Source organism: Hymenobacter duratus (genome assembly GCF_014698995.1).
GTDB lineage: Bacteria > Bacteroidota > Bacteroidia > Cytophagales > Hymenobacteraceae > Hymenobacter > Hymenobacter duratus.
In genome coordinates, this window is record NZ_JACWZZ010000004.1 from 186030 (window position 1) to 200362 (window position 14333).

12 protein-coding genes are annotated in these 14333 nt (G+C 54.9%); 7 read left to right on the forward strand and 5 right to left on the reverse strand.

Annotated features, from left to right (window positions below; translation table 11 throughout):
• Nucleotides 1–52: 52 nt before the first annotated feature.
• The 4 genes from IC231_RS16835 to IC231_RS20385 form a co-directional block, all read right to left on the reverse strand.
• Nucleotides 53–886 (reverse strand): HNH endonuclease, encoded by an 834-nt coding sequence (locus tag IC231_RS16835; protein WP_190785661.1) that lies wholly within the window; start codon nt 884–886, stop codon nt 53–55.
• A gap of 57 nt (nt 887–943) precedes the next feature.
• Nucleotides 944–3526, reverse strand: a complete 2583-nt coding sequence (locus IC231_RS16840; RefSeq protein ID WP_190785662.1) for a DEAD/DEAH box helicase family protein — start codon at nt 3524–3526, stop codon at nt 944–946.
• A 148-nt stretch (nt 3527–3674) separates the two neighbouring features.
• On the reverse strand, nt 3675–4040 hold the full coding sequence (locus tag IC231_RS16845) for an HIT family protein (RefSeq protein ID WP_190785663.1): 366 nt from the start codon (nt 4038–4040) through the stop codon (nt 3675–3677).
• Nucleotides 4041–4043: 3 nt separating this feature from the next.
• On the reverse strand, nt 4044–5096 hold the full coding sequence (locus IC231_RS20385) for an HNH endonuclease family protein (protein ID WP_211539138.1): 1053 nt from the start codon (nt 5094–5096) through the stop codon (nt 4044–4046).
• A gap of 19 nt (nt 5097–5115) precedes the next feature.
• Between IC231_RS20385 and IC231_RS16855 the strand changes: the two genes are divergently transcribed.
• Together IC231_RS16855 and IC231_RS16860 are read left to right on the forward strand one after the other, a co-directional pair.
• Complete coding sequence (locus IC231_RS16855; RefSeq protein WP_190785665.1) at nt 5116–5601, forward strand: hypothetical protein; 486 nt, start codon at nt 5116–5118, stop codon at nt 5599–5601.
• Nucleotides 5602–5755: 154 nt separating this feature from the next.
• Nucleotides 5756–7369 carry a hypothetical protein gene (locus IC231_RS16860; RefSeq protein WP_190785666.1) on the forward strand — a complete coding sequence of 538 codons (1614 nt, stop codon included), beginning with the start codon at nt 5756–5758 and terminating at the stop codon, nt 7367–7369.
• 81 nt (nt 7370–7450) lie between these two features.
• Here IC231_RS16860 and IC231_RS16865 read toward each other — a convergent pair whose 3' ends face one another.
• Nucleotides 7451–7711, reverse strand: coding sequence for a hypothetical protein (locus IC231_RS16865; RefSeq protein ID WP_211539140.1), 261 nt, complete (start codon nt 7709–7711; stop codon nt 7451–7453).
• Between the two features lie 226 nt (nt 7712–7937).
• On the opposite strand from IC231_RS16865, the gene IC231_RS16870 reads away from it, so the two are divergent.
• The 5 genes from IC231_RS16870 (at nt 7938) to IC231_RS16890 (ending at nt 14176) form a co-directional block, all read left to right on the forward strand.
• On the forward strand, nt 7938–8405 hold the full coding sequence (locus tag IC231_RS16870) for a LexA family protein (RefSeq protein WP_190785668.1): 468 nt from the start codon (nt 7938–7940) through the stop codon (nt 8403–8405).
• Nucleotides 8406–8415: 10 nt separating this feature from the next.
• A complete protein-coding gene (locus IC231_RS16875) occupies nt 8416–9738 on the forward strand; it encodes a Y-family DNA polymerase (RefSeq protein ID WP_190785669.1) in 1323 nt (440 codons plus the stop codon).
• Nucleotides 9739–9931: 193 nt separating this feature from the next.
• Nucleotides 9932–10996, forward strand: a complete 1065-nt coding sequence (locus IC231_RS16880) for a DNA/RNA non-specific endonuclease (RefSeq protein WP_211539142.1) — start codon at nt 9932–9934, stop codon at nt 10994–10996.
• Between the two features lie 90 nt (nt 10997–11086).
• Entirely contained in the window at nt 11087–11995 is a 909-nt protein-coding gene (locus IC231_RS16885) for a phospholipase D-like domain-containing protein (protein WP_190785670.1), read from the forward strand.
• Nucleotides 11996–12010: 15 nt separating this feature from the next.
• The gene (locus tag IC231_RS16890; protein WP_190785671.1) at nt 12011–14176 is read left to right on the forward strand and encodes an AAA family ATPase; all 2166 of its coding nucleotides are present in this window, start codon (nt 12011–12013) and stop codon (nt 14174–14176) included.
• Nucleotides 14177–14333 lie beyond the last annotated feature (157 nt).

A 14333-nucleotide genomic window follows, 5' to 3' on the forward strand; every position in this document is an offset into this window, starting at 1 on the left:
AGAAAATGGGCCTATTTGACACTTGTTCAGAGCAGATGCTCTATAAGTCAAATTAGGGCGGAAAAGCTAAAGAAGGGTGTTGACGAGCTATAATAGCCTGCAACTCTGGCAGGCTGAGCATCTTTTTAGGATACCGGTGAATCATCGAATGGCAGTTAGCGCACAGCACTGTCATATCATGTTGCGGATTGACAGCCAACATGCCGCCAGTGCTAGCAATTGGGTTTAGATGATGCACGTGGATGTACCCGCGGCCATGTGCACCATATACCTTTTCAAAGTCGAAGCCGCAGCCTTTGCACACCGGCCCATGCACCTGAAGCGCCCGGGCCCGTAGCCGGGGATTTCGCTCGTAGCGGGTGCCATAAACCTTGCGCCCCGTCCCATCTTCAACAATGGTTTCGTAGGCATCGGCCACGCCTTGCCTGTCATCGTTCGTCTCAACCGGCACCACTTGCTGCGGTAGCACAATAAGCCCACTCGCTTCAAGAATTCGGTCGAATACTTCCTGGCTACAAGGCCTTACTCCATCCCGCCAAAAGTTGCTCGCTCTAGAGGCCGGAATGACTTCTAATGTTTCCCTCGTCACTGGGTTGCTAGCTGGCACGGCCTGTTCAAAGCTTCGGTAATAAAGGATTTCACAGTAGTGGTCACCTTTCGAACTATTGCCGTCAGGCGTAATCTTCCCAACTTCCGCTACCCCGAAATAATAGGGGTTCTTATCTAGTCGAACGTGGGCATACTGGTTACTTCGTTGCTTGCCCTTGTAGTAGATAACGGGTGTACCCGGCTGTAAATACTGCAGGTACCTTTTGGGGAAGTGATAACTCTCCCCCGTGGCATCGTCCCACTCAGATTCGTCATTTTCAACAATGATTACGGGCATGCGCTAACGCTTTAAAACGCCAATGATAGATAGCTCGCGAGGTAGTTATAGCCGCCACTAGGAAGACCCCTTCAGCGCGTTCTGCCGGCGGGTCAGCAGCTGCAGATTATCCGGTGTGGTAAGCCCGCCCCGGCTGAGGGCCCTGATGTGGTCTATCTGGAAGGCCAGCTTATTCTTGCTGCGGAAGTTGCCCTGCGCGCTGACGTAGTAGCCCTCCGCGTCCCGGTGCTTTTCAAACACTTCGTCTCTGAGTTTTCTCCAGTAGGCCTGATTCTGCTCCCGGATTTCACCCATGCTCAACTCCTCCAGCCGCCGGAACTCCTTCTGGTCGGTCGGCAGCGTGGTGGGCCGCCGGTAAAGGTCCGGGTTGGCCAGCCGCCGGATGGCCAGGTCCAGCTCGTTCAGGAAGTAGCGCTTGTCCCGGCCGAAGAAGAGCCGCCACTGCGACTCCTGCTCATCCCAGAGCCGGCTCTTGTAAACCTCTTCCTCCGGGCGGGGCATACCGCTGCTCATAATCTCCTGAGCTACGCGGCTGATGTCGAATCTGGCGCGGTCCTCCAGCGCAATGTAGCCGGGTGCTTCGCCATTCTGGTAGTAGAACTGCACCACGTCCTTTACATCTTGGCGGCTGTAGCCCGGATACAGGTCGTGGCCCTCAAAAAGCTCCTGCTCCACCAGCTGGCTGATCTGCTCCAGCTGCGCATCCGACAGATAGTCGGCCACCGGCGCCTGCAGGTCCGCCAGCAGGTCCGGCAGCGCCTGCATCAGGTCAGCGTATGGCTGCCCGATATTGCTGTAGACGAGGATTTCGCAGTTCTTTTCCAGCGCTTCCTGCCCGCTCTGGGTGAGTAGGGAGAAATGATAGATGCCCAGCGGCAGCCGCTCGGTGAAGGTCAGCTGCTCCAGCTTCTCCCGCGCGGCCCTGTCCATGCTGGCATTCACCAGCATGGCAAACTCCTCAATCTTGCTGATGGCAATCAGCCGTACCAACTGCTGCTGGCTGCTCTTCTGCTTATCGCTGAAATCCGTGTTTTCCTCAATCAGCAGCCGCTCCGGATTCACCCACTGCACCTTGTCCTGCCAGTTGTCCACGAAGCTGACAATGTAGGCCTGCTTCGTGCCGCCGGCCTTCTCGCCCCGCAGACCCCGCCCGATCATCTGCGTCATCAGCGTGGCCGATACGGTGGGCCGGGCCAGAAACACCGACTGCACATTGGGCAGGTCCGTGCCCTCCGTCAGGATGTTCACGTTGATGAGCACGTCCAACTCCCCAGCCCGGAAGCGCCGGATGATGTCCTTGTTGCCCTTGCTGGAAATGGTGGTGCCCGTGGCTTCGTCACGGATGGAGGAGAGCACGTACTCACAGCGCACCCCCTGCTGTTGGAACAGCTTCTTCAAGGCAATGGCATTATCCTGATTCAGCGCAAACACCAGCGTCTGCCGGTACCTGGTCTGGTGCTTACAGTACTGGTTCACGATACACCAGTTGCGCTGGTCATTCTGAGCAATGGTTTTGGCCGTCTGCTCCCCGATGCTGCTGATGTCGAAATGTGCCAGCCGGTCCAGCTCCTGCTCGTTGAACAGGCTGGTCATGTCGAAATCGGTGTCGACGCTCTCAAAAACCGGGTCCGAGAGAATGCCGCGGTGAATGAGCGTGCGCAGATCCTCCTTGTGGACAATATTGTCCGGGAAAACCTTCGCAAGCAAACCTTTTTCCTCCTCGGCCGTCCGGAAGGGCGTTGCTGTCAGCCCCAGCATCCGGAACCGCGGGACGCTGCTGCGAATGTCATCGATCAGCTTGCGGTAGGTTCTGGCCGTGGCGTGGTGGGCCTCGTCAATCACCAGGAAAACTTCCTCCTGTTTGGACAGCCATTTTTTCAGCAGGTAGTCGAAGCCGGCGTTCAAACTGTCCTTGCTGGCAATAATCAGATCATCGGAGGCCTTAATCCGGACCGGCTTGTCATGGATGCCGGAAATGATGCGGTAATTAAATGACTGCCGATTATGCAGAATATCCTGGTAGGCCAGCCGCTCATGAAAAGTGAGTTTGGCCTGGTCCAGCAGCTCATGCCGGTGCGCAATCCACAGGATTTTCTTGTGCTGGTTCAGCAGGTTCACGCATAGCCAGTACGCTGCCGTCAGTGTTTTGCCGCCCCCGGTCGGTAGCACCAGCAGCCCCGCAAATGGGTACTGACCGGTCTTAGTGATTTTGTCGTTGAGGTGCTGGATAGCATCGTCCTGATGCGAATAGAGCTTGATGCCACTGTCCTGCCGGGCTACCATGATCGTGCCGGCGTGCTCGTAGCTAATCTGCTCCCGGCCACTGTCTGCATCCGGGCGGGTCTGCCCCCGGCTGCTGGCCGGATCCGCCACCCGGTCTGCCCTGCTGAGGCGGAACGTAATCCAGTCCTCCCGGTCGAAGTCCGCAATGGATTCCCGCTGCTCCCGGCCGCACCACACGGTAACACCCTGCTGCTGCAGGAACGTGTCGATGAGGCTGATGCGCGCACTATTGCGCCGGTTCTCCATGTTGAAATTCGCCAGAAAGCCGGCGTATTTCCTGACTACGAGTTTGTTCTTCTTATCCTGAATATCTTCCAGCAGCTGCTGGCATACTTCCTCAACGTCTGATTCCTGCATGATAATTAAATAGGGTGGGGTAATACGCTGCAAGATAGTAGGAGCGCGCTACCATAATTGTCCTAGTGCTGTGCATGTATCCATCCGCTTCACTGCCACTGATGTAATGGCTGCCGCCACGTTGCCGACCGGTACTAGATGCCAGCTGTCAGTAGTATCCCTTGCCAGCAATACAGTGCCGGACGCCTCCCCGCGGGTTGTCCATATCACCCTCGAAGCGCGGAATAAGGTGACAGTGAAAGTGCGGCACAGTTTGACCTGCTGCCGCTCCGCAGTTCATCCCGATGTTGTAGCCATCCGGTCGGTAGTGCTGCTCAATGAGAAGCTTTGCCTGCGCAAGCACCAGCGGCAGGTGGAGTTGCTCTTCCCGCGTCAGGGCGAAGTAATCCGGCCGCACCTCGTTGGAAATGATGAGCGTGTGGCCCGGCGAAACCGGATATCCGTCCCGGATGATGAAGAACAGCGCGTCCCGGTACAGAATGCGTTCAGCAGGTACCTCTAGAAATACGCTCATACCCTAAAAACTGCCCGGCAGCTCCACCTCAGGCTGCCATTGGTGAATCGAATAATCCAGCGCCAGCTGATAGTGCTTGAGCAGGAACTGCCGGCGCCGTTCGCTGGTGGCCCCCGTCTGGTTGATGATGGTCTCGGCCAGCGGGTGCTTGCTCTCAATGAAAAACTCATTGCGCTGATGCAGCCGCTGCAGAAAGCGCAGGGCCGGCACCCGGGCCCCCTTGGCCCCGTTCGTAGCCCGATCCGCCAGCACCAGGTTCCAGACCCCATTGATGTTGGCGGGCAGGTGGGCCCGCTTGTTGAGGTGGGGCAGGAAGTGATCCACTGCGCACAGTTGCTCGGAGCCGGAAACAATGCTGATATCCTGGAAGCTGTAGAAGCATTTGCCCTTCTGGTAGCCGTTGAGGGCGTCGCGCACGGACGTAATGTTGACCCGGCGCATCAGGTTGCGCTCAATGAAGAACATGCTCTGCACTTCGTCGTATTCCACCTCCAGCACGTTAGGGCTTACTTGCAGGTTCCAGGCCGTCTCCACCAGCCGCCAGCGGGCTTCCGCCTCCTGCGGCAGGTTCTGGAAGTGAAACGACTCCTTAAGCCGCAGGAAGTGGTCCGTGAGCGTGAGCTGCGGCTTGCCATTGACGCGGTGCTGCTCATAGAAGGGCTGCGGAATCAGGCCGTTGTGCACCACCTGAAATGCATCCAGTACGTTCACGAAGCCCAGTTGCTCGGTTTGCTGCAGAAGGCGCTCTAGGGGCAGCGTGCCCGCCAGGTACTGCCGGCAGGCCGTAAGGAACTTGCTCGACCCGGCGCTGCCCTGCTTGTCATGCAGGCGCAGGTGCTCGACAAGATGGCGCGAGAAGGGTTCGGCCAGATCCGTCAGGGTGATGGTGGTGGTTTCGCGTTCGGCCAGCTCCAGCAGAGACTTGGCAAAGGCAAACTTGTACGTGGCTGAGTTTTTCCCGAAAAGGATAAGGGCGCGCCATTGCGACTCTAGGGAAGGGTCATTGACTTGGTAATGCACGGTGTGGGACGTCAGATACGCGTTAAACCTACGCACACCGACATGTAATATCACTGTGCAGGCCATAGAATCCGCCGGCCTGGACGATGCCAAGTCCGTGCTCCAGAAAATTTCCAGTTATACCAAACAGTATTGCCGCACCCATCTGCCCGATTTCTTTCGCTCCACGAGCATGCGCTACCTCTGCGAGGCCATGGACGAAGAAGCCTGTATTGTTCCCACGCCCGAGTTGGTGATGAATACTAGCGGTAGCCGTACCATTCAGGACTCCTTCCTGTTCACACTCATATGCCGCCATGTAGCCTATATCTTTTGGGAGAGCACCGAGGAAGGTAAGGCGACCTACGTGTTTCGCACTACTGCCTTCGCATTGTCGCACTCCCTGCAAAACGTCTTCAACTACATCGTCAACGATACCGTGGTAAATAAGCGGAGCACGCTGTGCCGCAACCCTGAGTTGCAACGCCGCCTGGGCATGGTCGACTGGATTTCGCACACTGCTTACGCCGAATGGAAGCAGCGTGTAAGGCCCTACTGCTAGTAGAACACACCTAGCAAGATTGCTTGAGGATAAAATTGAGTACAATAAATTATTTATAAAGTATTGTAAATGTATTATTAAAACTTAATATTTAGCTAGCCAGATATAGAATCACGCATTTATGAGAACATGCTACCTACTCAGCGGCCTGTGGATGGCCCTGCTCTACTGTTTTCCGATTTTCGCCCAAACGCCTAAAAAAACACCGATCAGACCTTACTCGATAGGAGGGCCAGCAGGCGACACCTTATCAATTACTGTTCCCACAGCTGGCGATAGTCTAGAAGTTGCTGCTTCGTCAATTTGTGATTCTTGCGCTATAAAGGTGCTTTGTGTCTCAGATTCTTCAAAGCCTGTAGGTAGCTATCAGAACCCTGCCGTAGTTGACTTGGATTTCCGACGTAAGCTATTTACTAGCATCCCTAGAGGGCTAAAGCGCGGTGATTTCTATCGTATTAGTATCCGCTGCTTCAATCCAAGCCTCTACAAAATCAGCACAGGTGTATCCGATACCTCTTCGTCTAAAGCCCTGCCACCTCCTGGCTTTGGCAGTCTTGGCCTTACCGAGTTGACCACTCTTGCCGCGAGTGTGTCCGCCTTGGGTAGCATTCTTGGGCCAGCAGCATCAACTACCAAGGCCAGTGAAATGAGAGACATAGCTCTATTTTACAAATACAGGATTTCATTAGAGGAAACAGCTTGGAGCAAAGCAAAAGCTAGTAATCCTAAAAAGCAGTATGCAATTGATACCACTAAAGCCGGGCAGATCATCAATACATACATCAGCACGCTCTCTGAGCACGCGAGTGAACTGTCGGCGATAAAGGATACACTTCAAACTATTGTGCTAACTGCAGACAATTATAATCTGGAAAGCAAGCTGCAGGAAGGCGCAGGGGGCAGACCTACAGCAGAAAGCTTGCGCGACTTAAACCGGCGCCTGCAGTCAGCAAGAAACCGTATTCTTACTCTGTCAACGGAAACAAAGCAAGCCGCAGCAAACTTCACCACTCTGAGTACCCCATATCAAAAAGTCATTGCCAACAACGCTTCGCTTAAAGCCAGGAGCGAAAGAGCTTCTACCGCCGCACAAGAGTTGGATAAAGGTATCGAAGCTGCCAAAAGCAGTGTGTCGGCCGAAAATACCCGCACCCTGCTCGATGGCCTGGTAAATGTCATCAACAGCTCTCAGCAGTATTATTTGTCGTTGCCTATTCAGCTCACGAAAGACCAGAGCCACCTTAAAATATCCCTTATTCCCCGCGACGATAAACTTCTGCTGCAGCCCTATAGTACTAAACTGCTATTTCCACTTAATACTGACCAGTTTTGGGGCGTCAGCACCGGCTTCTATGGTAGCTGGCTGCGCAACGACGCCTATTCCACCCGCACCCTTCTCGATTCCCCTCAGGATACCACCGCCGAGTACCAGATTGTGCAGGAGAGGCCCGGCCGCGCCGAGTTTGGGGTAAGTGCCATGTTGCGCTATGGCCGTCAGCTTACTTCTTCTGTTGCCATTCATGGCGGCTTCGGCCCTGCCTTATCCATATCCGATAAAGTGCGCCCCCGGCTGATGGTAGGCGGTGGCCTTGCTTTCGGAAACCGGCATAAGTTTCTGCTCGATGGCGGCCTGATTGGTGGCTACGTTGACCGCAAAAGCCAAGTCTTCACTACTGACCGGGTACTAGCCAAACCAGATAAGATTACCGTCTCCCGGCTTGATGTGCAGGGCTATTTCGGGCTGCACTATCTCTTTCTGCAATACTGATGGGAAGGAGCGAAAATCTAGCTTACCACCGCAAACTTACAGCCCCGACCACACCGGCCGGGGCTGCTGATTTTTTGCCACTTACCCCAGCATCCCGCGAGTAATCATTGCCAGCTTGGTATCCCGCAGCTGCTCCAGCCACTGCTGCGCCGCCTCAGGCGTTTGCATCTCCGCCGCCGGCAGCGGCAATAGGGGCGAAGCGTTACTTCCCTCGGCAAATAGCACCTTCAGCGCGTACCCCCCGAAGTAAGGCTCTGGCTTCACCTCGAACCGTAAGCCTTTGGTGATGTAGGCACCGAATATCTCATTTAGCGACGCTTGGTCAGGAAGGAAATGTCTCATAGTGTTTTTGCTATTTAAATTAGTGGATGTTTGGAAGAAAGGTTGGCCAGCATTCAATTAACTGAAGTGTCTGACAAAATGGCTTTATCTATATGATATAGGTGTTTTATGAGCATGTTGCATACCATTTGATCTATTGTGTTAGTGGCAGCTCTGCGCTAGTATACAAACAAAATGCTAACTATTTTAGTATACTTGCTGTGCCCGCTACTCTACCCACACCTTTATGACGTCCATCGAACTAATAGAAGTAGGTGAGCCGACCACCACATTGTGGCTGCCTGTATTCGCCTCTCTCGTCCCTGCCGGCTTCCCTTCGCCCGCCTCCGACGAGCTGGAAGAGCTCTTCGACCTGAACCGCATCCTGTTCCGCCACCCCGAGGCCACCTACCTGATTCGCGTGTCGGGTGAGAGCATGCAGGGCGCTGAAATTCACGCCGGCGACCTACTGGCCGTCGACAAGCACCTCGAAGCCGACCACAACCATATCGTGGTAGCCGTGGTGGAAGGGGAGTGCACTGTTAAGCGCCTCGTGCGCCGCGGCAACAACTGGTGGCTGCAGGCCGAAAATCCTGCTTACCCCGACTACCCCATCACCGACCCGGAAAACCTGCGCATCTGGGGCGTCGTCACCCACGTCGTCCACGAGCTCATCCCCGGCAAGCTCACCGCGCTGCTACGTAGCCGCGACTAGGAGAGGAGCTATGTTCGGATTAGTGGATGGCAACAACTTTTACGTTTCCTGCGAGCGGGTTTTTCAGCCCCGGCTCGACGGCCGCCCCGTCGTGGTCTTATCCAACAACGACGGCAATGTCGTGAGTCGCTCGGCCGAGGCCAAGCAGCTGGGCATTGCTATGGGTGCCCCGTTCTTTGAGGTGCGTGAGTTGCTGCGCCACCATCAGGGCCACGCCCTAAGCTCCAACTACGCTCTCTACGGCGACATGAGCCGCCGCGTCATGGCCCGCCTCGCCGACCAGGTGCCGGCCATCGAAGTGTACAGCATCGACGAAGCCTTCCTCGACCTGCACGGCCTCACCACCTTCTGCGGCACCCTCGATGCCCGCGCCCGCCAGCTGCGCCGCGACGTGCTCGGCTGCACCGGCATTCCTACCTGCGTAGGGATGGGTCCTACCAAGACCCTGGCTAAAGTCGCCAACCGCCTGGCCAAGAAATACCCCGAGCTGCAAGGTATCCTGCGTCTGGATACTGATAGCCGCCGCGAGCGGGCCCTCCGGGCTTTGCCCGTGGAAGACGTCTGGGGCATTGGCCGCCAGTACGCCGGCAAGCTGCACACCCACGGCCTGCGCACCGCCTGGGACTTAAGTCAGGTGTCCGAGGTCTGGGCCCGCAAGCATCTGGGTGGGGTAGTGGGGTGGCGGCTGGTGCAGGAGCTGCGCGGCCAGCCCTGCCAGGACCTGAACCCATCTGAGGACGGTAGTCTGGCCCGCCAAAGCATCAGCTGCTCCCGCAGCTTCGGCCAACGCCTCACGGCCTTCGACGACCTCTGGGGCGCCGTCACCACCTACCTGAGCCGGGCCGCCGAAAAGCTGCGCGCCCAGCACGACCAGGCCCATATCCTCACCGTGTTTCTCAGCCAGGACCGCTACGACCAGCGCCTGCCGCCGCCGCACACCCGCTCTACCACGCTCACCCTTCCCAGCGGCCCCACCTCCGACACCCTCCAGCTGCTGGCCTACGCCCGCCGGATGCTGGAGCGGATCTACGAGCCCGGCCGCGTCTATGTGAAAGCAGGGGTGGTGCTCGATGGCCTGGAGCCCCCCGGCCGCGGTCAGCAGCTGAGTTTGTTCGCGCCTACCTCCGAAACCTCCCTGCCTGCCCCCGATGCCGGCCGCGCACAACAGCTCATGCGCAGCCTCGACGCCCTCAACCGACAGTTCGGCCGCGGCACCGTACGGCCCGCCGCCGCTATTACCCCCGTCGGCCAGCCCGCACCCTGGCAAGGCAAAGCCCAGCACCGCAGTCAGGCCTACACCACCCGGTTCGAGGATATGATGGTGGTAAACTGAGGGTAGATGTTCGCTGACCTGTACGCTGGATTGCCGCTTGCTGATAACATCCGCCGTTTGTGGCTTCGTCGCGCCCAATAGTCTATCCAAAAAAACGGCCGCGTATCTTTCGATATCCCGCCACTTGTTTTCCTGCCTTATGTTCGGTTCGGTTCGTACACCTGCCCTCGTTTTTCTCGCCAGCAGCCTATTCTTGGCGTCCGGCTGCAATGATACCAACGAGCCCACCCCACAGGTCCAGGTGCAATCTGGGACCGTCACCGGGCTATTTTCCCCGGCCAACTCCCTGACCAGCGTCACGGCTACTCCCGTGAGCGGTGGCACCGCCGTTACGGCTAGCCTGCAAGCGGGTACCTATTCCTTTGCGGAGTTGCCTGCCGGCGAGTATACCGTGGCCTACGTAGCAGCCGCGGGATACCTGACGCCAGCTAGCCAAATTATCATGGTGCGCGCCGGCGCCACTACGCAACTAGCCGCCCTTACGGTACAGCTGGTTCCGCTGCCCATCCATCTAACGCTCGGCAACCCCAGCGGGGCTACTGCCGATATCAACCAGCCCACGAACTACCTGCTGAGCAAGACGCAGTACGCCCTGAGCTACCACCGGGACCGGGGCATCGCCAATTGGGTCAGCTGGCACCTCGACGCCAGCTGGCGCGGCTCTGCCGCCCGCCAGGACGACTTCCGCCCCGACAACACGCTGCCCGCCGGCTGGTATCAGGTCCAGGCCACCAGCTACTCCGGCTCCGGTTTCGACCGCGGCCACATGTGTCCCAGCGCCGACCGCACCAACACGGTGCCCGACAACTCGGCCACGTTCTTTATGACCAATATGGTGCCCCAGGCCCCGCGCAACAACCAGCAGACCTGGGCGAATCTGGAAGACTACACCCGCTCCTTTCTAGCCACCGGCAACGAAGTCTACATCATCTGCGGCTCCTACGGCCGCGGTGGCACCGGCTCCAACGGTGGCCTCACCCAAACGCTCGACCAGGGCCGTGTAACCGTTCCTAATCGTCTTTGGAAGGTCGTAGTCATCCTGCCTACCGGCACCGACGACGCCACCCGCGTTAGCACCAACACCCGCATCATTGCCATTGACACGCCTAACGACAACTCCATCAACACCAATTGGGGCCAGTACCGCGTCAGCGTCGACGCCATCGAAGCCGCCACCGGCCTCGACCTGTTATCCGCCGTGCCAAGCGCCATCCAGCAACAGATAGAGGTCAGCGTAGACACTGGCCCTACCAATTAATGACAAGTGGTTTATGAACTATGATATCCAGTAGCCTTACAGCGCTAAATCGTTGATATTTCCGCCTAACGGCGCTGCTTAAGAATCCACATGAAGCTCATTCAATCCCATGACGTGCAGAGTAAGCTGCTCCACGTTATTTTATCCGCTCAGAAGGAGCTGGTTATTGTTTCACCCTACGTTAACCTGACCTACACTAAGTCGGTTTCCAATGCCCTCATAGCCGCTCAAAAACGGAACGTCCAAATCGCCTTCTACATCCGCGACGACCAGTCCAATAGTGTGAGCCGGGAACAAGTGCAGAATATGGGCCTCACGCCCCGCCCGATTCCTAACTTACATGCCAAGCTCTATTTCAACGAAACTACCGGCATCATTGCTTCGCTCAATCTGCTGAGCAGCTCCATCGGCAATTCCATCGAAATAGGGGCCCAGCTGGAAACGGCCGAGGAACTGGCTGAGTTGCGCCTGTTCGTTGAGCAGTTCATCACCCCGTTCGATCCGGTTGCTACGCCAGCTGTTCCCACCCAGGCCACAACTCCTGTAGTAGCTGCCGCACCCACAAGCCGCGAGGAACGCGAGTTTGCGGAGCAGGAGTTCGGCGCCATCCTAGCCGATTATCTGGCGTCCCGAATTGACCGCCGCTGTTCCATCGAAGGAAATGCCAAGCAGTTGTCCATCCGGGCGCTGAACAACTCATTCACGGTAGTCATTCGGGGAGTGTCTTCTCCAAAGTTGACCATAGAAGGGATTTTGTCCAGCAGTGAAGCAGATAGGTTTGCCGCCAAGGCGGCCAAGCATTTTCGCTCCGCTGCATTCGACTACTCAGTGAAACGCGGTGGGCAGGGGTACTACGATCAGGTACAAGCCGCACGGAAAGCCGAGCTTACCGCTGGTACCTACAACAGACTCAATTATGCAGAGAAGAAGCAACTCCTGCTTGAAATAGCGGATGTTCTGACCGCTACCCGCAATTTTAAAGACGATTACAAAAGCTAAATCACCACCGCTTTTATGCCTCGTTACCTCGCTTTCAGTGACGCTCAAAATCAGCGCAAGTCTAATCCGCTAGAATCATATATTATTAGCGGCGCCGAACTACTTCCCAGGTATTTCGGCATAATCAACTCTGTTAATATATTTCTTGGAGAGAACAACTCAGGTAAAAGTCGTTTTATGCGAGAGGTAATGCGGAGTGCGGAAATAAAAACTATAAAAGACGAGGGCAACCAGAAGGATATAATTAACATAGTCAATAGTTTGCACGATATAAATATTGAGTTAAATTATGCTCTTGGTTCCTCAATTAGCACAAGGAACAGTGCCAGGCAAAGTAACTTTGAAAATTCCTTCGGCAAGCTTTTTTCTAATGACCTTTCGTCTAGTGGGAATGAAATAAAGCTTGGTAGCTACTGGAATGAGATGAATGATTTTTGTAATAATATCAAAGAATCATATAACAATATTGCAAATGCTATAAATGCAAGTATTAATAAAAATGAATTGTTTGACACTACATTAAAGCTAACAGTGATATTCGAGAAAATAAGAAACATATTTAAAGAAATAGCATCAGGTGTATACGAATATTACAGCCATAACAATTATTTTATGGATAATCAACAAAATGGATTGTCATTTTATAATACATTTTGGGAAATAAATGGCTACGATATTGAAAAGAACATTAAAAAAGATGCTGAGACTATCATGGATAAAATAGGTAGTATGCTGGCGGATCTATCTGCTATTCAACTGCAAATGAAACAGCTGCAATCCACCATTACTGCCCTGCCAGTTCGCACTTATATACCCACTTTACGAACTTCTAGAACTCTCATTTCAAAAGAACAGGCCCGACTAGAATCCGAAAACGATATTTTCCGACATACCACTCAACATGACTACGATTTAGCTGATTCCGGAGTAATCGTAGATACTGGCTTCGGGCTATATGAGGCCGTGGACACCACTCGCAACGCCCGGCACAAGGGCCGTACCAGCTTCAAGGCTTTTGAGGATTTTCTGTCCGCAACGTTCTTCAGTGGCAAAACGGTAGAGGTAGTAGCCGAACGGGTTAAGGACAAGCGTGGGGGTAACATCACAGTAACCGTAGCAGGGGTAGAGCGGGATATTCACGACCTAGGAGATGGTATCCAGGCCATCATCATGCTCCTCTATCCTTTGTTCATTGCTCCCGACAAAGCGTGGTTCTTTATCGAGGAGCCCGAAACGCACTTGCATCCGGGTTTCCAGCGTCTATTCATCGAAACGATAACCTCCAACCCGGTGCTGCGCAAGAAGCAGCTCACTGTCTTTCTCACCACGCACTCAAACCACATTCTGGACTTTGCTATTGATGAGGCCCGCCATATCAACCTTTTCACGTTTCGGCGACAGGAGGGTAAAGCTGGGCGCACGTCCTTCCAGATTCAGCTATCCGCTCCCCGCGACCTGCAAAACCTAACTGCGCTGGGCGTGCAGAACTCTTCTGTATTCTTAGCCAACTGCACTCTATGGGTGGAGGGCATTACTGATAGATTATATCTGCGTGCCTACCTGCAAGCATATTGGAATCAGTTGCAGAAAGAAGGCAAAACTGTTTCGCTGCTCGAAGGGCTGCACTACACTTTCCTCGAATACGCCGGTGCCAATGTCGAGCACTACCGCTTCGATGAGCTGGCCCCGAATGGTCAGATAACTCCCGATATTCTTGATAAAATCCGCGCCCTATCTATTGCCAACCGAATCATGCTCATTGCCGATCAGGACGCCGGGAAACAAACGCGCCACGAAGGCCGCACCCGCCAGCAGCACTCCGGCTTTGTTTATCACATTCTGCCCGTTAGAGAAATTGAAAACCTACTTACACCGTCTGTTTTGGTGGAAACGCTACAAGGGTTATATAAGAAACAAACATTTGATTCCGCAAACCTAAAGCAAAACGCCTACACGAACTCCTACATTGGTACCTATTTACGCAACAAGTTTCCATTGTTGCCTGACAGCTTTGCCCCAGCAAAAGGAAGCGGTACTATCGGTAGTGGCGTAAAGCGCAAGTTCGCGGAAGAAGCCATCAAGCACATTACTTGGGACTCGATGAGCCCGGCCGCCCGCAAAATCACAGAGGAGATACACAGCTTCACCTTGGCACACAATCCGCGTTTGGGGTCTAATTAAGCAGTAGGAAGCCCAGCGCCAGATCGACGCCTACCTCGACCGGTTTCAGCTCACGCCACACCGCAAAAAGTACCCCGGCGTACCTTTCGAGCGGGCAGCGCCAGGACACCGCCATTGCCCAGCATGCTAATAATTTAATAAGTTTGAACTTTGGCAA